Here is a 25,429-nt window from a genome sequence, read left to right on the forward strand (position 1 = left end):
CCAAATATGGTAATTACCATATTTGGTAATGGCGTCTTCTCCCCTTCCATCTCAACGAGCGCAGAAGAAGCATTAGTGCTTTTAACAAGCTAACTAATCAAAGTTCAAGGATTACAAAAAAGAATCAGTTTATTGAAAGAATAGTGGGATTAGCATTGAAACGAATAAGCAGGAGTAAGGAATTTATTCTTACCGAAAATACTCTATAGAGTTAGACGCAGTAGCTGATTGAATTAAGCTTCATCACTCGTGATTCGTTTAATCCTAATCAGCCTTGCGGGGGTAAGACTACAAAGCAAAACGGGCTCACGCTGTGAGTCCGTTTTTGACTTTGGTCTTACTCCCGGCTTTGAGGCTTCAAAGGCGAGAGACGCCGGCTCGAGCCAATACCCCTTGCCCTTCCTTTTAGCGAGCGTAGAAGAAGTATTCCTACTTTACTAACTCGCACAATAAAAAAGTACGAAGATTAGCTATCTTATGTATAAAAACAAAGATTACCTCGGTTTCTATAATAACAACAATAGCGAGTGTAATTGTAGCGAATTAGCAGGAGGAAGAAATGATTTCCTTACTAAAAAACTCTATGGATTTAGACGCAGTAGCTGATTGAATTAAGCTTCATCACTCGTGATTCGTTTAATCCTAATCAGCCTTGCGGGGGTAAGACTACAAAGCAAAAAGGATTCACACTGTGAATCCTTTTTTGTCTTTGGTCTTACTCCCGGTACAGCTATTGTCGTTATTATGAAGATAACCGAAGGTAATCTAAGTTTTTAAAGTACTCCATAAAATAATCTTCGTACCTACTTTATTTTATCGAATAGATACGTTTTCTAAAGCAACTAATGCTTCTTCTACGCGAGTCATGGCGGACTTAATAACGTCTTCCTCCAACGTCGCATTGCGGTTCACAAACAATAATGAATACGCTAATGATTGGAATCCTTCTGGCACATGTTCCCCTTTATAAACGTCGAATAACGTTACTTTTGATAAGAACTCACCAGCATTTGCACGGATCACATCCACTAACTCAGCATGTGTTAATGAAGTTGGTGCTAAGATCGCGATATCGCGTGTCATACTTGGATATTTCGCAACCGATTGAATCACTGCTTCTTGTAAGTTAGCTGCAAGTAATGGTTCCACATCTAACTCGAAGACGAATGTGTCTTGTAAGTCTAATGCTTTTTGAACCGTTGGATGAACTTTACCGATTAAACCAATCACTTCTCCGTCTAAAAGAATACGTGCTGATTGTCCTGGGTGTAATTCTTCAATATCTGTTAAAGGCTCGAAACGTACACGGTCTAAGCAGTCTAATTGTGCGAAGTACGCTTCTAGAATTCCTTTTACCACATAGAAATCCACTTTCTCTGCTTTATGGTTCCAGTTTGCACTTGTCACGTCTCCTGTTAAAATACCCGCGATGACCTCGTTTTCGATGAAATCTTCACTTCCAGCAGCTCCTAGTTTGAACACACGGCCTGCTTCAAATAATTTCACGTTGTTTTGTGAACGAGCCACGTTGTATTGAACGGCTTCTAATAAACTTGGTAATAGTGATTGACGTAATTCGCTACGGTCTTCACTCATTGGCCAGCTTAAACGCACACTTGTTGCGTCTTTCTTCGTAAACCATTTTGATTTTTCTGGAGTGGTTAACGCATAAGTGTATGCCTGTGAAAGTCCAGCTCCTTGCATGAATTGACGAGTGTAACGGATGAAGCGTTGTTTGTCCGTTAAGCCCCCCACTGTACTTTCAGTTGTTGGTAATGTTGCAGGAATCTTGTCGTATCCGTAAATACGTCCCACTTCTTCCACTAAGTCTGCTTCGATTGAAATATCAAATCTCCATGCAGGGATTTTCACGTCGAAACGTGTTCCTTCTACAGTTGTTGGATATTCTAATTGTGCAAATACTTGTTTCACTTCATCAAGTGTTAAGCTTGTTCCTAAAACGTGGTTTAAGCGTTCTAGAGTGATGCTTACAACTGGTAATTCTAAATCGTAGCTTTGTACAGAAGCAAATTCTTCTTTCACTGTTCCACCACCAAGCTCGGCAATCAATGCTGCAGCGCGTTTTCCGGCTTGAACGATGGTTGCTTTGTTAATGCCTTTTTCAAAACGAGCACTTGATTCGCTACGTAAGTTATGTTTTTGTGAAGCTAGGCGAACTGCTTTAGGATCGAACAAGGCTGCTTCTAATAACACTGTTGTTGTCTCGTCTGAGATTTCAGTATCTAATCCACCCATTACACCAGCTAATGCGACTGGTCGGCCACCTGAAGTAATCACGATTTCGTTTTCTAATGTACGTTCTTCCCCATCTAAAGTCACTACTGTTTCGCCTTCAGTTGCGCGACGGACATGGATGGCTTTTTCAGGTAATTTATCGTAGTCAAATGCATGGAGCGGTTGACCGTATTCCATTAAGATGTAGTTTGTTACGTCCACTAGATTATTGATTGGACGAACACCTGCTGCGATTAAACGGTTTTGCATCCATTGTGGACTTGGAGCCACTTTAACACCTTCGATTAAGAATGCGTGGTATGCAGGAGCGTCTGCTTCGTTTTCTACAGAAACTGTAACAACGCCTGGAATTTCAGAAGAAGTTCCTTTTTCGAATGCATCTGGTTCTAAATTGTTCTTCAAGTTGTAAATCGCACCAATTTCGTGAACAGAACCGCGCATGCTTAACGCATCAGAACGGTTTGCAGTGATGTCTAGTTCCACGATTGCTGAGTCAAGCGCTAATGCACAAACTGCGTCGCTTCCCACTTCGATGCTGTCATCTGTGAAGACGTAAATTCCATCCTCGTATTCTTTTGGTACTAAGTTACTTGGCACACCAATTTCTTGCAATGAACATATCATTCCTTGAGATTCTACGCCACGTAGTTTCCCACGTTTAATTTTATGACCGCCGGCAATGCGTGCACCGTGAGTCGCCACGATCACCTTTTGACCTGCCGCGATATTTGGAGCACCACACACGATTTGAAGAGGCTCGTCAGCTCCTACTTCAACTGTAACAACGTGTAAGTGATCTGAATCTGGATGGTCAACCACTTCTGTTGCTAAACCAACCACTAGTCCTTTTAAGCCTTCGCCTGGAACCGTTACGCTATCGACTTCGATTCCTGTACGAGACATTTTTTCTCCTAATTCTTGAGGAGTGACTTGTGATAAATCAATATATTCATTTAACCATTCGTATGATAATTTCATGTTCTTCCTCCTCTTATGATTCTTTCGTAAATTGGCTTAAGAAACGTACATCGTTTGTATATAATGAACGAATATCTTCAATCCCATATTTCAACATTGCGATACGGTCTTGGCCTAATCCGAAGGCAAATCCACCGTAAACACTTGAATCCACACCAGCAGCTTCAAGGACGTTTGGATGCACCATACCACTACCTAATACTTCAATCCAACCTGTTCCTTTACATACAGAACAGCCTTCTCCACCGCATTTGAAGCAGCTAATATCCACTTCTAGAGATGGCTCCGTGAATGGGAAGTAACTTGGGCGAAGACGCACTTCACGGTCTTCCCCGAACATTTCTTTAGCAAATGCCTCAAGAGTCCCTTTTAAGTCTGACATCGTAATGTGTTTATCGATCACAAGACCTTCGATTTGATAGAACTGATGTGAGTGAGTCGCATCATCGTTATCACGACGGAATACACGACCCGGACTTAACATCTTCAATGGGCCTTTTGTAAAGTCATGTTTCTCCATTGTACGAGCTTGTACTGGAGAAGTTTGTGTACGAAGTAAGTACTCAGGAGTGATGTAGAATGTATCTTGCATATCACGCGCTGGGTGATCTTTTGGCAAGTTCATCATCTCAAAGTTATAGTGGTCTGATTCCACTTCTGGGCCTTCTACGACTTGGTATCCAAGGCCGATGAAGAAATCTTCTACTTGGTCTTGAACATGCGCTAATACATGAGCAGTTCCACGTTCGACTGGACGTCCTGGCATTGTGACGTCGATCGTTTCAGATTGTAACGCTTCTTCTAACGCTTTTGCTTCAAGCACTTCTTTAACAGAAGCGATTTTTTCTTCTAATACAGAACGTAATTCATTAGCAAGAGCCCCTACTTTTGGTTTCTCTTCGTTGGCTAAGTTTTTAATGTTTTTAAGAACTTCAGTGATTGGTCCTTTTTTCCCTAATTGTTGTACACGAATTTGATCGAGCTCTTTTAATGTTTTTACTTCTTCTAAAGAAGCAAGTACATCTTTACGAATCGCATCAAACTGCACTTTCATTTCTTCTAAATTCATTGTATTCCTCCTTATAAAAATAAAAATCCCTTATAGCCATTAGACTATAAGGGACGAAATTTCGCGGTACCACCCTTGTTCCTTGAGGCAGGCTCAAGACACTTGGACGCTGTTAACGGGGGCGACCCGAACCATTATTCATCAGTGAATCCCAATGGTCACTCCGGAAGTGAAAAGTTTGAAACGTGACTTGGAAGACTTGCAGTCAGGATCTTCCTCCCTGAAAAGCTTTGTTAAAAACCCTTTTCCATCAATGTGTTTTCTATATATGTTTTATCCTATCATAATGGCTTCAAAATGAAAAGAAAAACTAATCTTTTTCATCATAGGTGCGTTCCCCAATAATATATCGAGGACGCTCTTTGGCTTCTAAATAAATCTTACCGATGTATTCACCGATAACGCCAAGACTGATTAACTGTACCCCGCCAAGCAGACTGACAATGGCATAAGTACTCGCCCATCCAGCAACGGAGTTATTTGAGAATTTAGCCCAAAGCACCCAAATAATTAACGCAAAGCTGAAGAATGAAGTTAGAACGCCGATTGCAGTAATGATTCGAATTGGTTTAATGGATAAACTTGTAATTCCGTCAATTGCTAATCCAAGCATTTTTGATAGTGGATAGTGACTTTCTCCAGCAATTCGTTCATGACGTTTATAAGTCACATAAGAATACTTAAAGCCTACAAGTGGCATAATTCCTCGAAGGAATAAGTTTACCTCTTTGAATTTCTTTAATTCTTGAATAAAACGTTTAGAGACGAGACGATAGTCCGCATGATTGAAGACGACGTCCGCACCAAACAGATGCATTACTTTATAGAAACCTTCAGCAGTAATACGTTTAAAAGCAGAATCCGTATCACGATTATCACGAACACCGTAAACGATCTCTGAACCATCTTTAAATTCTTCAACCATTTTGTCCATACAGTTAATATCATCTTGACCATCTGCGTCAATCGTAATAACGATATCTGCAAATTTAGCAGCTTCTTCCATCCCTGCTAAAACACTACTTTGATGCCCTCGATTTCTGCTTTGTGCAATTCCAACAACATGACTATTTTCTTTTGCATATTGTTGAATTAATTCCCACGTTTGATCTTTACTCCCATCATTGACATACATGATTTTACTGCTCGAATGTACTTGTCCCGTATTAATTAAAGATTCAATTTTTTCAATAAACATGGGATTCGTATACGGCAGAACCTTCTCTTCGTTATAGCAAGGAATAACGATATATAAAATTGGGTTATTTCTATTCATTTTTTTCTCCTAAAACTTGTATTCCAAAGGGGAAATTGGTCCCCCTAAATATTCTCACAATAATTTCACAACCGATAATAGCTAAAAGTGTTGTAAGTGCTGTTGAAACATATCCATTTATAAATATACCTGTATATTTTGAAGCCAATTGTCCCACTAGTTTTTCAACAAGCACAAGAACAATTGGTGAATGGACCCCATAATAAATCAACGTCTTCCGCCCAATTGCTTTAAACCACTCAACTTCAGGAATAACTTTAAAAAAAGTAATCGTAGCCCAAATTGCTGAAATAGCGGCTATGTAAAATAAAAAATGATTGCCTATTTGTTGGTAGTATAAATCTACTTTATAGCCACTTAGTCTATAGTTTAATAAGCCTATTGTAATACTGATTATGGAAGCAATCGGTAAAAACTTAAGTGTTAAGTACTTTTCAATCAATGATAAATGTTTTCTGGTAATCACGCCTAATAAAATAAAGATAGTAGACACTGGAACTAAATCCCAGTTCCAAATTAAATACCAGTTTGCTTCATAAACTTTCTGACCTATGAAAACTAGGAGTATTAAACTAATAGCAACGGCTATTTGAAACTTCACTTCTTGCGCATATTTTAAAATAAAATAACAAACTATTTCAGATAAAAATAATACATTTAAAAACCATAATTGGAAATAAATATGCAATCTATCCGAGAAAAGTAATTGTTTAGCAAATCGGATTACATTAAAACTTAACACTTGGTCAGGATATAAAATAAAAAGTTGCACCAAAAATACAAATACATTCATTAAAATAAAAGGTACAACGATCCCTTTAAACTTATTCCAGAAAAAAGTACGGAAATTTTTATATTTATCTATCGAAAATGTAAAGCCCGATAAAAAGAAAAATAAAGGAATGTGGAATAGATAAACGATTGTTCTACCCGTTTTCGGTGTATAGGTTATATGTCCAATAATTACTAAAATAATGGCTAATCCTTTTGCCATATCGATATAACCAATTCTCTTTTGCATTTTTTTCTCCTTATTTTTCTTTTAGTTTAAAAATACTCATCTCAGCTGTTACTTTCTCAACCTCTTCAAAGTAGACATTTTTGTTGTAATGTTCCTTCATAATTTTAATGACACTATCCATATTCCCAGAATCTTTTGCCCAAAAGAAAATAACATTATCGTTATCAATTGAAGAAGATAATAAATTTTCAGAATCATCAATCTTATAGCTATTTAATAATTGACGATAATGAGGTGAAAAAGTCTGCCAATTTCCTAGTGTCGTTGTATGATTAACAACTTGCCCTGATCGAATTCTGAAGGTAGAAAGTGAAGGTTGTGAATTTACAAGTGTCCCATATCCTCCAAATACGATTAATTGATTTGGATGGTCTTTCACCACTTGATAATAGGTAGTATTCATTGAATCAGTAATCGTTGGGAACCAATACCATTTTTGATTCATAAATTCTAACCATTTATATCCTGCGACTAATAAAAGCCCTTGTATACATAAAAATACCACTTTCTTTTTAAACCATTTTCTCTTTTCATAGAGTACAGGTGAGTAAATCAAAAAGAACATTAAAAATGATACCATCAATGGTAAATAAACTCTTTCTACTACCCTCTGACGAACAAAGAGTGCTCCGATTAAAATAAACGGAGTAATGGGTAATAACCAAGCCCATATATTTTTGGGTCTAAAAAGAAGTAGCCAAACAGAAAATAATATGAGATAGGCTACTAGGATAATATTTTGAAAATAATCATTGATAAACTGAGGGATATCAAAGGAATATTTCTCTGTAATTGAGCGAACTAACTGAATTTTTTCCAACATTTCATTATTCAAAGCTCTTTTTTCTGCAAACAACCAATAAGTCGAAACTTTTAAGTCATTTTCACTAATACCCATTTTTTCAAATTCTTCACGGTGCTTATCATAACTAATTTCTGGGAAATCTCTAAGATTAGTGCTTAGTTCATTCCATTTCAGATACTCCTGAACATCTGGTCGAGACATCGTATAAACTTTATTGGATATATTAATGGATAATACAATTCCTATAAGAATAAGCATTTCCTTCCATTTCTTATTCTTTAAAATCTCATAAATAAGGAAGGGTAAGACTAACACGATTAAACTAGATGCAATTTGCGGTCTGATTGAAATCCCTACTGCAACTGTCATAATTCCCATTACTAAAGACTGATTAAATAATAATAAAATCCCTGCAGCTGCAACCAAGTATGAAATTACAGAAAACGAAAAATACTTAATCAGCACACACTGCATAAGTAGTGTTAACGGAATCAATACATATAACTTTTTCTTATAGAAAAAGTCATTAAAAACACTAATGCTTCCACAGTATGTGGCAACTAGAAAAATAAAATAAATATTCCAATTTTGGAAAATTTTTTGAAAAGCTACGAGAATAGATGATAGTCCTATTCCCATATATGGCAATAGCATATTTTCATGAGACAAAATGGTTTGGTTAATCATAATGTCATCTACAACTGGATACTCAAATCCCTTATGCCAAATATACGCATAAAATAGTAAAAATGGAACAGCCCCTAATACTACTCTAATTCCTTTATTTAGTTTCATTTATGAATCCTCTTTGTTTTAAATATCAACCATAACTATACCATTTTTTTTAGCTATATACCACGTTTAAAAAAACATTTGAATCGCAATCACAATGATTAAAATAACAATGACAGAAACCAGCCATACATTTAGAAAATGATTGTATTTTCTAAGTCCTGATTTTGGCGTGCGGTGTACTTGTGAAACTTCTTCCTCACGTTCAGAGTACAACTCTTCTTCTCTTTCGTAAGACCGTCCACGACTGTCTCTTCGCTCTTGCCTAGTTTCTAATTCTTCTAACTCTCTATTCTGTTTTTCTAATTGTTCTTTATACGATTTTCTCGTTAATAAAGGTTCATTTGGCATTGATTATTCTCCTTTATGCATCCAAGCATATTGTGCTGCAATAATCGTCTTCGCATCCGCAATTTCACCCGTTTGAATTTTTTGCATCACTTCTTCGAGTGGCAACCATAAGATTTCGACGAATTCATCTTCGTCTGCGGGTTTCGCATTTTCTTTAACTGTCACATTTTTTGCTTGGAATAATGTAATTTTCTCATCGCAGAATCCCGGGGTAGAGACCATTTCCATCATTTTTACCCATTCTTCAGCAACTAGGTTTGTTTCTTCTTCTAATTCACGTTTTGCGGCTTCTAGAGGCACTTCTTCCTTCGAGTCTAATTTGCCTGCTGGAATTTCTAAGAAGTGCTTTTCTAGCGGTTTTCTATATTGACGAACAAGTAGCATCTTTCCATCACGAATCACGAGTACTGCTACTGCTCCCGTATGAAATACGAGGTCCCTCGTAGAAGTTTTCCCATTCGGTAGCTCTACGATATCTTGTGTTACTGTAAAAATACGTCCTGAATATTTAATATCTCTTTGAATTGTTTTTTCTGTAAAATCCATAATTTCGCCTCCATTTTGCTTTATTATAGTTGGTTTTAAGTATTTCAACAATCGATTTTACTAAACTTTAAAGACAAAAAATGAGTGATAACACTATCACTCATTTTTCAATTATTGTCTGTTATTTTGTTGTACTTGTGTATTTACTGTTGCAGCATTGGTTTCAGAATTACTTCTTTTACCAAAATAAGCTTCATACACTTTTTTAGCAATTTTAGCAGCATAATCTGATGGGTATCCATCTTTAAAGTATGGTGCTACTACAGACACAACAATTTCAGGATTATCATACGGAGCGTATGAAATGAATGTTGAGTTTTCTACAGCCTCATTCTTATAAGCAGGATTTGGCCCAGAATAGAATGCTTCTACAGTCCCTGTTTTACCAGCTACTTCTGGTGAGTAATTTTTGAAAGTAGAAGAAGAAGTTCCATTCTCCCCATGAGTAACACGGTATAGTCCTTCTTTAATATGATCCAGAATTTTCTTCTCTACTTGAAGAGTATTCATAATTTTGGTTGGAATGACATCTTCTAAGTTTCCAATTCCACCTTTAGGGCTCGTTTCATGAATTTCTTTCACTAAACGAGGAGCAATACGTGTTCCTCCATTTGCAATGGTCGACATATATTGAGCTAATTGAAGCGGTGTATATAAGTCAAACTGACCGAACGCAAAGTCAAGTGCAGAAAAGGCATCGGCTGTTCCACCATTATATCCTTTTCCTTCATTTGGAAGATCAATTCCGGTTCTTACACCCAAACCAAATTGAGCATAATACTCACGTAATTTATCAAATAGGCTTAAATTGATATTCAATTTTCCGCCTTTAACATATTCTGCTTGTCCGCCCATTTTCATCGCTAATTTAATCATATAGACGTTTGAAGAGCGTTCCAATGCATCTAAATCTGTCAATTCAATTTGTCCATTGCGGTTAAACCATGAACTCTTCGGTTTAGAAGCTTCAAATTCAATCGGTTCATCGACTATTTTATTGTCTTCAAGAGTCAACGCTCCATCCATATAACCAGATAAGACCGTTGCTGGTTTAACAACCGACCCCATTCCAAATGAGTTGTTTATCGCTCCTAAAGCATCGTCTTCCACTCCATTGGATTGGAAATTCTCATCGAATTTCTTTTTCTTACCCGTAATTCCTAGAACGTCTCCATTTTTAGGATTCATTACTACGATATACACGCGATCAGCAGCTGGGTCCGTCATTTCTTCAACAGAAGTTTTGGCAATTTCTTCTATTTTTTTCTGGAATTCAGTATCAATGGTTAATACTAAATTAGAACCTGCTTTCCCTGGATAGGTTTCGTTATTTTTGATGATCTGTCCTTTTGTATTCGTTTGGGATTGAACGACAGTCTTAGATCCACTTAACACAGTTTCATACTGTTCTTCTAGATAACTCGTTCCGACACGATCGTTCAGTGAATATCCTTGAGCTAATAATGATTTTACTTTTGATGAAGGTAGACCTGTTTTTTCAGAGGAAACCGTTCCAAGGATTGTTTTTAACATATCCCCCATTGGATACTCACGGTCCCAATCAGAATCAATATCTACTCCTCGAAGCTCGCCTAATCGTTCACTGATTTTTGCGACTTCTTGCTCGGTTACTCCTTCATTTTTCAGCGTAACTGTTGAAAGAGAATAAGCACTATTCATCTTTGTAAAAATAGCAATCACTTGTTTTTCAGCTTCACTATAGTTTAACTCATCTGAAGAAATATGAGCTAATTGCATCTCATACGTTTGGCTTGAAGAGAGATTTTCTTTTGAAATTTGTTTCTTTTCTTCAGCTGTCAGTAATCCATCTAATTTGTCAGGATTTAAAGCCACCCAATAATCTTTTAAATCACGCTCTTTTAATTCAGAAGTATCTACTGAAATCAAAGAGGTTAATTTTTTGGCGATTTCTAACATTTTTGAGGACTTCGCATCCGCAGGTCTTGTATAGTTAATCGATAATTTAGTCTTGTTTCCTACTAAAACTCGACCTTGGCTATCATAGATAGATCCTCGAGGAACAGCTTTTTTGGAAGTGGTGGTTTCAGTTCGTTGAACGAGAGCAACAAACTCATCCCCTTTAACTAATTGGACATACGCCAAACGGCTAATCAACGCAATAAATGAAAAGAAAACAATTAAAAATAATAAATTTAAACGAAATGGAATATGTGATTTTTTCTTTTTGTTTTTTGATTTTCTTTTATTCAACATAATAAACTCCATGCATATTCTAGTAACTCATAACAGTATACCATAAATTCCTATTTGAACTATATAAAAAGGGGTTAATTAATTACTAAGATTTTGGACTCTACTACCCATTTTTTCGTGCAGCAAATCCAATAACGTGCTATGCTATCATTGAATACAACTAAGGAGATTTCTATGAAAACTGAGCGCAATTGGAATAAAAGAAAATACTACAGCCTTAGTATTTTTATCCCATTATTCCTCCTTCTTTTTATATTTATTCTTTTTTCAATAACCCCATTTGGAAATCGCACTTGGCTAACCGTCGATTTGGGGCAACAATACGTCGATTTCTTTGCTTATTATCAGGATACTCTATTACATCATCCTGAACAGTTCTTTTATAGCTTTTCCAAATCCATCGGTGGAGAGATGGTAAGCTTATGGTCTTATTATTTATTAAGTCCCTTTAACTTGATTTTTCTTATAATTCCAAAATCACATATTACAATAGGAGTCTCACTTCTAATTCTCTTGAAACTCATTTTTTGTACGGTCAGCTTTGCCTATCTTTTGGATAAGAAATTTGGAAAAAGAGATTTGAACGCACTTCTATTTGGACTTTCTTATGGGTTTATGAGTTATCTATCGGTTAATCAACTCAATATCATGTGGCTAGATGCCTTGATTGGTCTTCCAGTCATTTTATTAGGGGTCGACTCGCTCATTAACAATGAAAATCCGATTCGGTATATTCTTCCATTGGCAATCACCGTTTTAGCTAATTATTACACAGGATATATGATTTGCCTCTTTTTAGTGTTTTATTTCCCTTATGCCTACTTGCTTGAAAAAGGAAGCTTTCAATGGAAGGATTTTCTTAAAACCGGAGCTCGTTTTGCTTTATACAGTATATTAGCGATTGGGCTCATTATGATTGTTCTACTTCCAAGTGCTTATAGTTTACTTGGAAGTAAAGGAGCAGCAAAGCAAAGTCTCTGGTCTCTAAAATCAGAATACAATCCTTGGTTGATACTCTCAAAATTATTCATTGGTAGTTTTGACTTTCAGCAAATGCCTAAAGGATACCCAAATATTTTTGTTGGTAGCTTGGCACTCTTTTCCTTTTTTACCTATTTTACTCATAAGAAAATTAGACTCGCTGAAAAAATCATCGCCTTTGTCATTACTCTCTTCTTTTTAGTGAGTTTTAATATCGATTTTTTAGATCGAATTTGGCATGCTGGTCAACTTCCGAATTGGTATCCTTACCGTTTCTCATTCTTATTTAGTTTCTGGATTGTTTACATCGGGTATCAACAAACATTGAAGTTCTCAAAGATTTCAATGTTTGAAGCTTTTACATTTTTCTTTTTTATGCTTGCCATCAGCATCGGTTTCATCCTTTATCCTCAATCTTACCTTCAATCCTGGCAAATTGTCCTAGGGTTTGGAATTTCAATGGGTATTCTCTATGGATTAATTACTCAAACCAGATTCCAGAAGCGTTCTCGTAGGTTATGGATTAGTTTAGTCCTCATTGAACTTGTGTTGAATAGTGGAATTAACTTAGCTAGACTGGGATATGTGATGAATTCAGATTTCACTAACTATCAAGCCTCTTTAGAGCTTTGGAGCAAATCTCTATCAGCGCCTGACAACACGTTCTTTAGAAGTGAAAAAACAATTGCGCGTTCCAAAAACGATAATCTTCAAGTTCCTACTTACGGAATCTCTCATTTTTCATCTACCTTTGAGAAAGAAAGTGAACGTTTCTTTGAAGCTATCGGTGTTCGACAAGGAGTGGCCTACGTAAGTTATAGTAATGGAACGTTATTAACGGATGCCCTTCTTGGAATTAAAACAAGTTTTATCGCAAATAATCAGGCTTCTTATAATCATCGCTGGGAAAGAAAAGATTTAGAAACGATGGACGTTGCACAGCAATTTGAAGAAGGTACTGTTGTTCAAAATGACAATGTTCTTTCTATTGCTTATCCAATGAAACCCATATTAAAAGCGATGAAAGTCCCCGTTAATCAGCCGGTGGCCATGCAAAATCAATTATCTAACGCTCTTGCAGGAACCCATTCACCAAAGGATATTTTCACGAGAATTCCTTCTCAAATGGCTTACAGTAATATTAAAGGTCGCCCTTTTGCTCACCAAACGATACAGTTGGAAAATAGTGAAGAAAAAGGGAGCATTACATTAACCTTCACGCCAGAAACCGATAATCCTATCTATTTAGAATTAGCGGGAGATATGGAAGAAGATAGTTTCACGATGACCCTAAATGGAAAAGAGTATTTCTTTTATCCTGTTGAATCAAGACCCGTTCTTTTAAGTATTGCTTCCAAGAAAAAAGGAAGCCCTCAAACGATAGAGTTCACGATTCAAAAGGATCAATTTTCATTTACAAGATTGAATCTTTATTCCTTAAATGAAACATTATTACAAGATAGAATTCAACAAACGAAAGCTCAAGAATTAAAAATAGATACCTTCTCCTCTACCCATTTTTCTGGAACGATGACGGTAGAAGAAGAAAGCACGGTTTTAACGACGATTCCTTACTCAATAGGATGGACGGTTCGTGTAGATGGTCAACCTGTAGAAACTTATAAAATCCTCGATTCTCTTCTTGGATTTAGTATTTCCCCAGGAAAACATTCTGTCGAATATCATTATACGACTCCTTATCTGATTGAAGGTTCAATGATTAGCTTTGCTTCTTTTGTGTTTATTATTCTGATTTTGTTAACCAGACGCAAAAAGACCGATGACTCCTAGGAGACATCGGTCTTCGTTTTTTATAGATTATTTTGCAGCTTCGAAACGACGAGCTACTTCATCCCAGTTCACAACATTCCAGAATGCTGAAATGTAGTCTGGACGACGGTTTTGGTAGTTTAAGTAGTATGCATGTTCCCATACATCTAATCCTAATAATGGAGTTTTGCCTTCTGATAGAGGGTTATCTTGGTTTGGAGTAGAAACGACTTCTAATTTTCCGTTAGAAAGAACTAACCAAGCCCAACCAGACCCAAAACGAGTTGCTGCTGCTTGCGCGAATGTTGCTTTAAATTCGTCGAAGCTTCCGAATGCTTCGTTGATAGCTGCTAATAAAGCACCTTCTGGAGCTTTTGCACCTTCTAGAGATAATTGAGTCCAGAATAAGCTATGGTTTGCATGTCCACCACCATTGTTGCGAACAGCTACACGGATATCTTCTGGAACAGCGTTTAAATCGCTAATTAATTCTTCAACTGTTTTTTCGAATAATTCAGGGTGTTTTTCTACCGCTGCGTTTAAGTTTGTAACATATGCATTGTGATGTTTATCATGGTGGATTTCCATTGTACGTGCATCAAAATGTGGTTCTAATACGTCAAATGCGTATTCTAATTTTGGTAATTCATAAGTCATTACTAGATTCCTCCTAATTTTAAATACAGTTTTGAAAACTGTTTCTTTCTTTAATTATCATACCATCCACTAAACACGATAGGCAAAAATTATGCCCACTTTCCTAGTTCCACCTTTAATCTTCAATTTATGGTATAATAATCCCGCTACATAGAGAAAGAAAAGAGATGAAAACATGAAATTTACAGAATACGCATTACAGCCTTATTTGCAAAAAGCCTTGGCAGACTTAAAATTTACACAACCAACCCCTATTCAAGAACGCATTATTCCGCTTTTATTAAAAGGAGAATCTGTGATTGGTCAATCGCAAACGGGTAGTGGAAAGAGCCATAGTTTCCTATTACCACTCATCAACAAAATTGACCCTAGCCGTCAAGAATTACAATTAGTGATTACAGTTCCGAGTCGTGAACTCGCAGAACAATTAACCGCTGTTGCAGCCCAACTCATTACCTTTAGTGATACAGAAATTTTATTAGAAAAATGTATCGGTGGTACAGATAAAAAACGCCAAGTGGCAAAACTCACTCAAACGCAACCACATATCGTGATTGGGACACCCGGTCGTATTTTCGACTTAATGCAAGAGAATGCCCTCTTCGTTCAAACGGTCCAAATGATGGTCGTTGACGAAGCTGATATGACATTTGACTTAGGGTTCCTTGAAACCGTCGATGAAATCGCATCTCGTATGCCAGAAAACTTACAAATGTCTGTTTTCTCTGCGACAATTCCAGATAAGATTAAACCATTCTTGAAGAAATACTTGGGTAATCCAAAGGTGATTCAAATCGAGAATACACAACTCGTTTCACCGACAATTAAAAATCAATTGCTTGTGACAAAGGCACAAAATCCAATGGAAGTTCTACGTCAATTACTGGTGATGGGACACCCTTACCTAGTACTTATTTTCGTTAACACAAAACAAAAAGCCGATGAAGTCACTCAAGACCTCCGCAATCATAACTTCAAAGTAGCAACGATTCACGGAGATATTCCTTCAAGAGAACGTCGCCGTGTAATGAAACAAATTCAACAAATGGATTATCAATTTGTGGTTGCAACTGACCTTGCTGCACGTGGGATTGATATCGAAGGTGTTTCTCACGTCATTAACTTAGAAATTCCTGGCGAATTAGAATTCTTCATTCACCGTGTGGGTCGTACAGGACGTAATGGTCTTGAAGGAACAGCCATCACCTTCTACACACCAGATCAAGAGCAGGCCATCCAAACATTAGAAGGAAAAGGCATTTCATTTGAAACGGTTGAATTGAAAAATGGCGAGCTTGTGGAAAGTTATGACCGCTCTCGTCGCGAAAAACGTAAAAACACGCAATCAAAAGACTTGGATCCACGCCTTAAAGGAATGATTAAGAAGGCGAAGAAAAAAGTAAAACCAGGCTATAAGAAAAAACTCGGGCAGGAAATCCGTCAAAAACAGCGCAGACAAAATCGTACAAAAAATAAATAGTACAGATTACTTTCCTTACTATCAGATTACTTCGAATCCTTTCGGATTTTTCTATAATCGCTGTAATGGGGTACCGGTTCGAGCCTAAGGTCTCTCACCTTTAAAGCCTCAAAGGGGACGTACGGAATTATATTCCTACGTCCCCTATGCACAGTGGTTGAATGGAACGAGCTTCGCTACATGTAACTCGCTCGTTCCTATTCAACTTTGTGGGGGAAAGAAAACGAAATGGCCAAAATAGAAGAATCTATTTTGGCCATTTCTGTCTTTCTCCCTCGTTTTAACGCGACTTCCCGTCACTATTACTATAGAATCCGTATATTTCTTCGTCATCTTAGTTTAGAAATTCAGTCTCTGCTATTTATTTTTGTAGATTTTATCAAAAGAAAACCACCTAGAAACTAAAATTAGTTTCTAGGTGGTTTTTAAATTACTGTTTCTTTTTACTTTCTATATCAATAAATTCTTTCATTCCGAGAAGCCAGTTAAAAGTCGTTGTTACTAATAAGTAATAGAAAATACTGATTCCTCCACCGACGCCTAAAATGGCAATCAAACTATACAAAACAGCTGGAAGAAAGGCTGCTGCCATCGTTAATTGCTTCGAAACGGAGGTTGGCATTTGAATCCAAGCCCCCATAAATAAAGCTGCAAACAATCGAACAATAAAGCCTACAATAATCAATATTACGTATAATAATAAGCTGTTGTATACAAACATGAATAACATGACACCCAATAATACCATCCACAGATTCGCATTAAACTCTTGGATATACTGATGAATCATCTCTTTGTTTAACTCACCAATATCACTATAAGAAATTTTTGCTGAATTTAAGACTGTATCTAAGGCCATATGATCTTGTAGAAATGCAATAGTTGGAATTCCTTGGTTAGATTCCGCACTAACATCATTATCTGTAGATTTTCCAGTTGGATCAAACAACACATTAAAGGCGTCCGAACGATACAAGAAACCAGATTGTTGATCCGCAACTAATTTTCCATCCTTTACTGAAAGTTCAGGAAATTTTTGTTCTACTACTTTTATATTCTCCGCAATTTTTCCAATAAATTCATTTGCTCGAAGAAAATTCGGAATGGAAATGATAAGGACCAACAAGAAAAAAATTCCTTTTATCTTTTTCAATGGATTTTGTAAAATAGTCCAAATTTTATTAGGTTTTAATAAACTAAGTCGAATAAATTCTTTAATCGTCATGCGCGCCTCCTATATAGAGAACAGTTTACAGAAAAAGCGCGTCCATTTCAAGAAAACAAGGTTGCGCGAAGGAATTGCTTCTATGACTATTCCTAAAAATCCTTACGGATTTCTTTTTATAGTAGCGGTAACGTTACACCGGTTCGAGCCATTCTGTCTCTCACCTTCGAAGATTCAAACGCGGAGTACGGGATTTATCCCTACTCCGCATAATTCACTTTCGATGTTCTTCACGTTACTGCTACTATAAGAAATCCACGTTTTTTTAGGAATTCCTTTAGAAGCTTTTCTTCGCTTTTGAAGATGGGAATAATTGTGCTTTCTACACTTTTTATAGAACAAAAAAAGACTAGGGAACTCCCTAGTCTTCATTTTTGGCTATTAATCTCTTTCAACCCACTTACGACCTTCACGCTCTAAAAGTTCAAAGCTGACTTTTGGTCCTTTGCTTCCAGCAGCATAATTTGGAAACTCTTCAGCAATTTCGCTGTCCCAAGTTTGTCGAATCGTATCTACATATTTCCAAGAAGCCGCAACTTCTTCCCAGTGAGTGAAGTTTGTCATATCGCCTTCAATACAGTCTAAAATTAAACGTTCATAGGCTTCTGGACTTCTTAGCGAGAATGTTTCATCAAAGATTTTTTCTAAATGACTCGTTTGCAGTGCAATGGTATTTCCAACTGCTTTCGAATTAATCACAAAACAGAATCCCTCACGAGGAGTGATGTGAATGGAAATACGGTTTGAAGGACATCCTTCTACTCCACAGAATAATGGAGAACTTGCTTCCTTAAACACAACATCGATTATGGTTTCTTTGGCATTTAAGCTCTTTCCTGTACGGACATAGAAAGGAACCCCTTGCCAACGTTCGTTATCAATTAATACTTTTCCTGCAACAAATGTTTCCATATTCGAATCATCAGCGACATTTGCATCTTCTCGGTACCCCGGTTTCAATCCATCTTCGGAAGGTCCATATTGTCCGCGGACAAAGTTTTCCTTCACTTCTTCGGCAGTATATGGACGAAGTTGCTCTAACACTTTAATTTTATTTTTACGAATGTCTCCAAATGAAACAGGTGGTTCCATCGCCACTAAAGCAAGGATTTGTAAAATATGGTTTTGGACCATATCACGAAGTGCGCCACTAGTATCGTAATACCCGCCACGCTCTTCTACACTGACTTGCTCCAACAATGAAATTTGGACATGGTCAATATTTTCTTTATTCCATAATGCCTCAAAAACACGATTTGCAAATCGAACCGCTGAAATATTTTGAATCATTTCTTTTCCTAGATAATGATCAATGCGATAAATTTGATTTTCATCAAACGATTGACGAAGTTGATGATTCAACTCTTGAGCTGATGCAAAATCTTTTCCGAATGGTTTTTCAATAATTAAGCGATTATAACCATTTGGTGTTAATAATTGCTCTGCTTTTAAGTGCTCTGTAATAGTCCCAAAGAAATTTGGAGCCATCGCAAGATAAAAAACACGGTTCCCATTGATTTGATAGGTTCCATCTAATCTTTCAGAAAGTTCTTTTAAAACGACATAATGATGAGTATCATTCACATTATGTGGTTGATAGTAAAAATGCGATAAGAATTCATTTAATTCTTCCTCACTCTTTACTAAAGATTGTACAGACTGTTTTACGACATCTCTAAAATAGTCATCAGTCCACTCTCTACGTGCTGTCCCAATGACAGCAAAATGATTTTTAATGAATCCTTTTTGGAATAAACGGAAAATTGCAGGATAAAGTTTACGGTGAGCTAAATCACCAGTTGCTCCAAACAGTGTAATAAGTACATGTTGTTCGCGCATGAGTTGTCCTCCTTGAATATAATACGCAAGCATGCAGCCTGCAATTGATAAAATACTACTTTTCTAGTGTAAGTTATAAGAATAGAAAAGTAAACTATAAAACGCCCTTCCTCTCAGAAAGGGCGTTTTGCTTAAAAAATATCCTGAACTCTTCGAATTGGTTTATCATCTCGAATAATCGGAATGGTTTTTCTTTCCTTCGTTGTTGTTTCTTGAGACGTTGGTTCTGTTGTCGTTTCTTCAACGGTTGTAGGCTCAACAGTTGTTGGTTCAACAGTTGTTGGTTCTTGGGTTGTAGGCACTTCAGTCGTTGGAACAACAGTGGTTTCTTTAGTCGTCGTTTCTACTGTTGTCTCAACTGTAGTCGTCGTTTCCACGCCTTGTATCCATCTTCCTTTATGATCTACTTTATATCCATCCGGTGTTTCTCCGTCTCGAATCATTTTTCCAGATTCTTCGAAATAATGATAATATCCTTCAAACCACTTCCAGCCTGTTTGCATCTCACCTGCAGTATTGAAGTAATAATACTCATTGGCTACTTCTTGAAGACCTGTTACCATTCTTCCTTCTGGAGCTTGTAGGTAATACCACTTACCAGATTCTTGGAACCAGCCAGTCTTTTGGGCACCACTTTCTTGATAATAATGATATGCTCCATCATGCCATTTCCAACCAGTTTGCATTTCACCTGCATTATTGAAGTAGTACTTAGCCTCTTTAATTTCATGCGTTCCAACAGCCATACTTCCGTCTTCTGGAGTTAAATAGTACCATTTTTCAGATTCTTTTAACCATCCTGTCTTTTGAGAACCACTTTCTTGATAGTAACGATATGCTCCATCATGCCATTTCCATCCGGTTTGCATTTCACCTGCGTTATTGAAATAATAAGTAAGACCATATACTTTAGCAGTTCCTACAGCCATTTCGCCATTTTCTGGAGTTAAATAATACCACTTACCAGATTCTTCGTACCATCCTGTCTTTTGAGAGCCATTTTCTTCATAAAAATGATACGCTCCATTATGCCATTTCCAACCAGTTTGCATAATTCCTTTAGAATCAAAGTAATATGTTTTACCATTTACAATTCTTGTCCCTTTGACAATCTGATTATTTTCATCAAAGTAATACCATTTTGAATCGTGTTGCTTCCAAGAGGACGGTTTGAGATTTTTTTCTTTTAAAGCTCCGCTCTCTTCAAAGAACATTGCTTCCTTATTCACCGTCTTCCAACCAGTCTGCATTTTTCCATTCTCATCGAATAAATAAGTCTTGCCATTAATTTGCGACAACTTATCATTTTCTCTTGATCCACTTGGATTTAGATAGTACCAATCATCCCCTAGTTGGAGCCAACCAGCTTTGGCCATCTTCCCATCTTTATGCAAGTAATACCAATAATCATCAGATAATTGCCACTTTTCTGTTTGTAGATGTCCTTTTCCATCAAAGAAATAACTTTCATTATCAATCGTATGCCATCCAATGGCCTTTTCTCCTGAATCTAATTGATACATACGGAAACCATCTTTTACATACCATTTTGTTTCAACCGTTGGAATTTGAGGGAATTGATTGGAAACATCTGTAAATCCAGATTGGTTGATATCATAAACAGTTGCATCATATTGTTTACTTGTAGCTTTTACAATTTTTGTTCCTCGATCTTCTAACCATTTTTTTGTAGAAGGAACATTAATATCTTGTCCGGTTGTTTGAACAACTAAACTTGGTTTTAAATTTTCTAAGAAGTTAATAGAATTGGATTTAGTAGATTCCGAATGATGATTCCATTTCATCAAATCCACTTTCCCAATTTGTGATCCTAATTGGTCTTCTGCACCTTCTGCATTATCCAAATCTCCACCTAAATAGATTTTTTTCCCATTCACGGTAATGACTGCGACAATTGAATTTGAATTATCATCATATACCCGTTTTAGATTTCCATTGCTGTCATATTCATTCTTATAATTATAGAGTTGGATATCCATATCCCCTAATTTAAAGTGACTATCTTTTTCAGAAATATCTTGAATAATCTTAACATTTTTATTTTTGGCTGCTTTTAGGGCATTATCATAATTGAATAGATTATCCCATAGTCTAGTAGAATCTGTTAATCTATTATCACTGTATCGTTTTAAGTATAATTTTTCGACAGAATAGTGATTCAATACTTCATCTACTCCCCCAATATGATCACTATGCACATGGGTACCTAGAACAAAATCTAATTTATTCACTCCAACATTTTTTAGATGACGGAGGACCCTATCCTCCAGCACTTTATAATTTTGAGTCGTATTTCCTTTACGAATAGGATACAGTGGATTCGTTCCATCCGGAAAATCAAAATCTTCTCCTGTATCAATAAGGGCAAAGTGCCCATTACTTTCTAATAAAATTGCATCGCTTCCCGAATTCCCTTTTGTATTAATGAAATGAATTCTATTCACGGAATGTTCGTCAGCGTAAACATTTTTCATGTTCAAAGATAGCAAACATGCAAGCCCTAGTAACACACTTACTCTTTTTTTCATTTTATTCCTCCCTTTGTTGAACAAAGCTTAATTCTTACATTTTCTCAACAAGTAAATTGTATCACAAAAAAAGTTCACTGTTAATAACAGTGAACTTCATTTATTTATTAAAAAAATCATACAATGCTTTATTGGTTTCAATCCAGGATTTCCAGCCTGGATGAATTCCATCATGCATATAATCTTGTTCATATTCTTTGGAAGATAAATCCCAAGCAGAAGCTCCGTAAGATTCAATAATAGATTTCATCTTTGAATAATATTTTTCTCTAGTTTCTTTATTTACCCCTAGATGATCATACCATTTTCCATTTACAGGAAACAGCACTACTTTAGTTTCAATGCCAAGTTCCTTAGCAATCTGTAGAAATAACTTGAAGTCATCAAACTCCGCTGCATTCTCAAAATTGACATTCTTCTTAGAATCTTTTACCTTACTTACTTTGTCCGCATAATATTTTTTATAAGTAGTATCATCTATGTCAAAAGGATTATCTTGAGTATTTTTTTCAGCATCCTTAACGGCATTATCCTCAAGTTTTGCCCAATCAATATCTGCTGCTTTTTCAGACTTAACTCCTTTTGGTCCAAACGATTTTTTGTTTTTTGCAAAACCGGATTTCAAGATTTGATTGTACTGCATTAAATCTACTTGCATAATCCATTCATCTCCTGGAAGAGGTTCTTTATCCACTAGCACTCGTTTGTAGCGCTCAAATGTCTCTTTTAAAGATTTATTCTCGCTACTCAAACTGATAATGCGATCAATCAGTTTTGTCTTTGTATCCAGACTAAGTTTCTCGTTTGTTAAAGCACCATAAACCGCTTCTTTAGAAACCTTGCTTGCGAAAGCTTTGCGGTTCTGATCATTTTCTTCAAACCATTGCATCGACTCAACAATCGCAATTTTTTTCTTTGGAATGGAATCTCCTAGAGCTCCCATCATTGCTGCATGGATAATATTTTGATAATTCCCACTTCCAATTTGCATAATATGAAAATCTTCTGTATTGAATACTTTATTAAAACTATATTCTTTGTGATTTGTAATTTCTAATTCTGATGAACCGAATAATACAAGCGTATTTTTATCTAAATTCTCTTTAATAATATCAACGCTTTTATATTTTTCCTGACTAATCCCATATCTAATAGAATTATCTGTTACCTTATAATAGCTATTAATATAAGGAATATAGAAAAATAGAAAAGCTACCACTGAAATAATCGATAGCACGATTGCAATACAAAAAGCTTTTATCCTAACCAAATGATTCTCCCCATTCAAAAATAATTTTCACCCAATTTTACCATCTTTTAGAAAGATATCTAGTAAAATCGGGTGAAATTTTAATCTTTTTTATGAACTTACAATCGGTAATTTCACTTTAAAAACTGTTCCCTGGTCCAAATGGGACGTTAAGCTGATACTGCCGTTGTATCCTTCTATCAGTTCTTTTGCAATTGAGAGACCTAATCCATTCCCCCCACGTTCTCTTGAACGGGCTTTATCAACTCGATAGAATCTAGAGAAAACTTTCTTTTTATCTTCCTCACTTAATCCCATCCCAAAATCTTGGATTCCAATTTCCACTTGATCCGCTACCGTTGATAAGCTAACGATAATTTCTTTACGATTCGTTGAATATTTGACCGCATTATCCAACAAAATGATAATGACTTGTTCAAAATGATTTCTATAAATAGGTGACAATAAGTCAGCTTTTGAATCAATATCCAAGACAAACGTAAAATCTGGATACAATACTTTAAAATTAGCCACTATTTGGGTTAAAGTATCCACCACTTCTGTAGTCGCGTCTTTATACTGCTCTCTTACTTGAGGAGCTCTAGACAAATCGAGCATCTCTTGAACAAGAGTTTTCATACGTTTTATTTCTGCTAATGAGGCTTCTAAAGACTCTTCAAGTACCTCTGGATCATCTTTTCCCCATCGATTCAGCAGTTTAAGGTGTCCTTCGACAATTGCTACAGGCGTTCGTAACTCATGAGAAACATCTTCCACGAAATGTTTTTGCTGAGATATATAAAAACTAATTTTATCTAGTAATTCATTAAACTGTTGAGAAACTACTGCAAATTCATCATTTTTCTTAGGAATAATCAGCCGCTTACTATCAATATTATCTTCGTTAATGGACGCAATAATATCATGAATCTGTTCGATAGGTTTGGAAATAAGTCTAGAGATGAAATAAGCCAACCCAATAGATACCAAAGCTTCCATAATCAACAATTGGATATATAATTTCTGCAACTGTTTTTTCATTTCTGTTAATTTTGCCATCCGATTAATAATTTGCAAATGACCAATTAGCAAACGATTCGTTCTCGATAAAATCGGCATTGTTACTTGAATGCTTTCTTCTCCGGTTGATAAAGGAACGAATTTGGTTTCTAGCGTACTAGATACTTGCAAAGGATCTTGCCATTGTTGCGTTTGGAAGATTAGTTCCCTACTTGTATCAAATACTCGAATGTTTAATTCCTCATTCATTGGATAAAAGCTACTGTTCTTTTTATAGATACCGTTTTGTCCTTGCTCATACTGCTCCGCTTCATTTAAGATAGAAACAATATCCGCAGCCGTTAAATTTTCTGACTTCCTTGAAAGTAAGTCGGAAACTACTTGAGCATAAACAATTGTCTGATTTTTTTCGTTTTCACGTAAGGTCATAATTTGACCATGAATAAGAATTGTGGTTAATATCCCCAGCAAGGCAAAAATGGTGGCCGAAATAACCCACCACCATTTTTTTGCTACTGATTTATGTTGACTATTTGAGTTCATCATCTTTTCCTCAACTTCTCATTACATAACCCGTACCACGGACTGTTTGAATATAACTTTCCTTTCCAGGGACATCAATTTTATTACGGATATATCGAACATAAACGTCAATAACATTCGTCTCAACTTCATTTTTATATCCCCAGACTTTTTTCAGTAAGATTTCCCGTGATAAAACAATATCAATATTTTCCATCAATAGAAGAAGGAGTTCATACTCTTTTTTAGTTAAGTCAATGACTTCTCCAGCTCTTCGTACTACGCGATTTTCAACTTCAATCACTAAGTCACGATACTCTACTTTTGTTTGTTTAATATTACGAGATTGTTCTTCCATCTGCAAGCGTCTAAACAAGGCACGTAATCTAGCCAATATTTCTTCGATTTCAAATGGTTTTACCACATAGTCATCTGCTCCTTGGTCTAACCCGACTACTCGATCCATCACCGAATCGCGCGCAGTCATAATGATGACTGGTGTTTGTTTGACTTGTCGTAGTCTGCGAACAACTTCTAATCCATTCATTTCTGGTAACATTAAATCTAATAAAATAGCATCCCAAGACTCATCAATTGCTGTTTGTAAGCCAGATCTTCCGTCTGAGCAAACTTTAGTTTCATATCCTTCATGCTGCAGTTCTAATTCTACAAAGCGACTTAAATTTTTTTCATCTTCAATAATTAAAATACGTTGATTTCCTTGCATATTTAAACTCCCTTCCATTATTCTCCCTAATAGAATTATCATACCATATTCATGAGTTTCTTAACAGAATTTAATGAATAT

The 25,429-nt window shown here is 36.2% G+C and carries 17 protein-coding genes; 2 read left to right on the forward strand and 15 right to left on the reverse strand.

Annotated features, from left to right (window positions below):
- Positions 1–813: 813 nt before the first annotated feature.
- The 8 genes from pheT to HMPREF3106_RS04450 form a co-directional block, all read right to left on the reverse strand.
- On the reverse strand, positions 814–3,234 hold the full coding sequence (pheT, locus tag HMPREF3106_RS04415) for a phenylalanine--tRNA ligase subunit beta (protein ID WP_070444636.1): 2,421 nt from the start codon (positions 3,232–3,234) through the stop codon (positions 814–816).
- A gap of 13 nt (positions 3,235–3,247) precedes the next feature.
- On the reverse strand, positions 3,248–4,303 hold the full coding sequence (gene pheS, locus HMPREF3106_RS04420) for a phenylalanine--tRNA ligase subunit alpha (protein WP_070444638.1): 1,056 nt from the start codon (positions 4,301–4,303) through the stop codon (positions 3,248–3,250).
- 310 nt (positions 4,304–4,613) lie between these two features.
- Positions 4,614–5,579 (reverse strand): glycosyltransferase family 2 protein, encoded by a 966-nt coding sequence (locus HMPREF3106_RS04425; RefSeq protein ID WP_070444640.1) that lies wholly within the window; start codon positions 5,577–5,579, stop codon positions 4,614–4,616.
- Complete coding sequence (locus HMPREF3106_RS04430; RefSeq protein ID WP_070444642.1) at positions 5,572–6,600, reverse strand: acyltransferase family protein; 1,029 nt, start codon at positions 6,598–6,600, stop codon at positions 5,572–5,574. Before HMPREF3106_RS04430 ends, HMPREF3106_RS04425 begins: the two co-directional genes overlap by 8 nt.
- A gap of 10 nt (positions 6,601–6,610) precedes the next feature.
- Complete coding sequence (locus HMPREF3106_RS04435; RefSeq protein WP_070444644.1) at positions 6,611–8,200, reverse strand: hypothetical protein; 1,590 nt, start codon at positions 8,198–8,200, stop codon at positions 6,611–6,613.
- A 66-nt stretch (positions 8,201–8,266) separates the two neighbouring features.
- Positions 8,267–8,548, reverse strand: a complete 282-nt coding sequence (locus HMPREF3106_RS04440; protein ID WP_070444646.1) for a hypothetical protein — start codon at positions 8,546–8,548, stop codon at positions 8,267–8,269.
- A 3-nt stretch (positions 8,549–8,551) separates the two neighbouring features.
- Complete coding sequence (locus tag HMPREF3106_RS04445; protein ID WP_070444648.1) at positions 8,552–9,094, reverse strand: NUDIX domain-containing protein; 543 nt, start codon at positions 9,092–9,094, stop codon at positions 8,552–8,554.
- Positions 9,095–9,205: 111 nt separating this feature from the next.
- Entirely contained in the window at positions 9,206–11,329 is a 2,124-nt protein-coding gene (locus HMPREF3106_RS04450) for a peptidoglycan D,D-transpeptidase FtsI family protein (RefSeq protein ID WP_246827527.1), read from the reverse strand.
- A 174-nt stretch (positions 11,330–11,503) separates the two neighbouring features.
- Between HMPREF3106_RS04450 and HMPREF3106_RS04455 the strand changes: the two genes are divergently transcribed.
- Positions 11,504–14,101, forward strand: a complete 2,598-nt coding sequence (locus tag HMPREF3106_RS04455; protein WP_049555275.1) for a YfhO family protein — start codon at positions 11,504–11,506, stop codon at positions 14,099–14,101.
- 27 nt (positions 14,102–14,128) lie between these two features.
- On the opposite strand, the gene HMPREF3106_RS04460 is transcribed toward HMPREF3106_RS04455, so the two are convergent.
- A complete protein-coding gene (locus tag HMPREF3106_RS04460) occupies positions 14,129–14,737 on the reverse strand; it encodes a superoxide dismutase (protein ID WP_070444652.1) in 609 nt (202 codons plus the stop codon).
- A 175-nt stretch (positions 14,738–14,912) separates the two neighbouring features.
- On the opposite strand from HMPREF3106_RS04460, the gene HMPREF3106_RS04465 reads away from it, so the two are divergent.
- Positions 14,913–16,217, forward strand: coding sequence for a DEAD/DEAH box helicase (locus HMPREF3106_RS04465; protein ID WP_049555277.1), 1,305 nt, complete (start codon positions 14,913–14,915; stop codon positions 16,215–16,217).
- A 430-nt stretch (positions 16,218–16,647) separates the two neighbouring features.
- Here HMPREF3106_RS04465 and HMPREF3106_RS04470 read toward each other — a convergent pair whose 3' ends face one another.
- From HMPREF3106_RS04470 to HMPREF3106_RS04495, 6 genes are all read right to left on the reverse strand, one after another.
- Positions 16,648–17,442 carry a DUF1189 family protein gene (locus HMPREF3106_RS04470; RefSeq protein WP_005606788.1) on the reverse strand — a complete coding sequence of 265 codons (795 nt, stop codon included), beginning with the start codon at positions 17,440–17,442 and terminating at the stop codon, positions 16,648–16,650.
- Positions 17,443–17,823: 381 nt separating this feature from the next.
- On the reverse strand, positions 17,824–19,281 hold the full coding sequence (gene zwf, locus HMPREF3106_RS04475; RefSeq protein WP_049555278.1) for a glucose-6-phosphate dehydrogenase: 1,458 nt from the start codon (positions 19,279–19,281) through the stop codon (positions 17,824–17,826).
- A 131-nt stretch (positions 19,282–19,412) separates the two neighbouring features.
- On the reverse strand, positions 19,413–21,830 hold the full coding sequence (locus HMPREF3106_RS04480; RefSeq protein ID WP_070444654.1) for an MBL fold metallo-hydrolase: 2,418 nt from the start codon (positions 21,828–21,830) through the stop codon (positions 19,413–19,415).
- 100 nt (positions 21,831–21,930) lie between these two features.
- Positions 21,931–23,118 carry a D-alanyl-lipoteichoic acid biosynthesis protein DltD gene (gene dltD / locus HMPREF3106_RS04485; RefSeq protein ID WP_083281597.1) on the reverse strand — a complete coding sequence of 396 codons (1,188 nt, stop codon included), beginning with the start codon at positions 23,116–23,118 and terminating at the stop codon, positions 21,931–21,933.
- Positions 23,119–23,190: 72 nt separating this feature from the next.
- Positions 23,191–24,642: a sensor histidine kinase gene (locus HMPREF3106_RS04490; protein WP_148129409.1), complete on the reverse strand. Its 1,452-nt coding sequence runs from the start codon at positions 24,640–24,642 to the stop codon at positions 23,191–23,193.
- A 10-nt stretch (positions 24,643–24,652) separates the two neighbouring features.
- Positions 24,653–25,348 (reverse strand): response regulator transcription factor, encoded by a 696-nt coding sequence (locus HMPREF3106_RS04495; RefSeq protein ID WP_049555295.1) that lies wholly within the window; start codon positions 25,346–25,348, stop codon positions 24,653–24,655.
- Between the last annotated feature and the right edge of the window lie 81 nt (positions 25,349–25,429).

The sequence above is a fragment of the Granulicatella sp. HMSC31F03 genome (genome assembly GCF_001807725.1).
In the GTDB taxonomy this organism is placed as follows: Bacteria; Bacillota; Bacilli; order Lactobacillales; family Aerococcaceae; genus Granulicatella; species Granulicatella adiacens.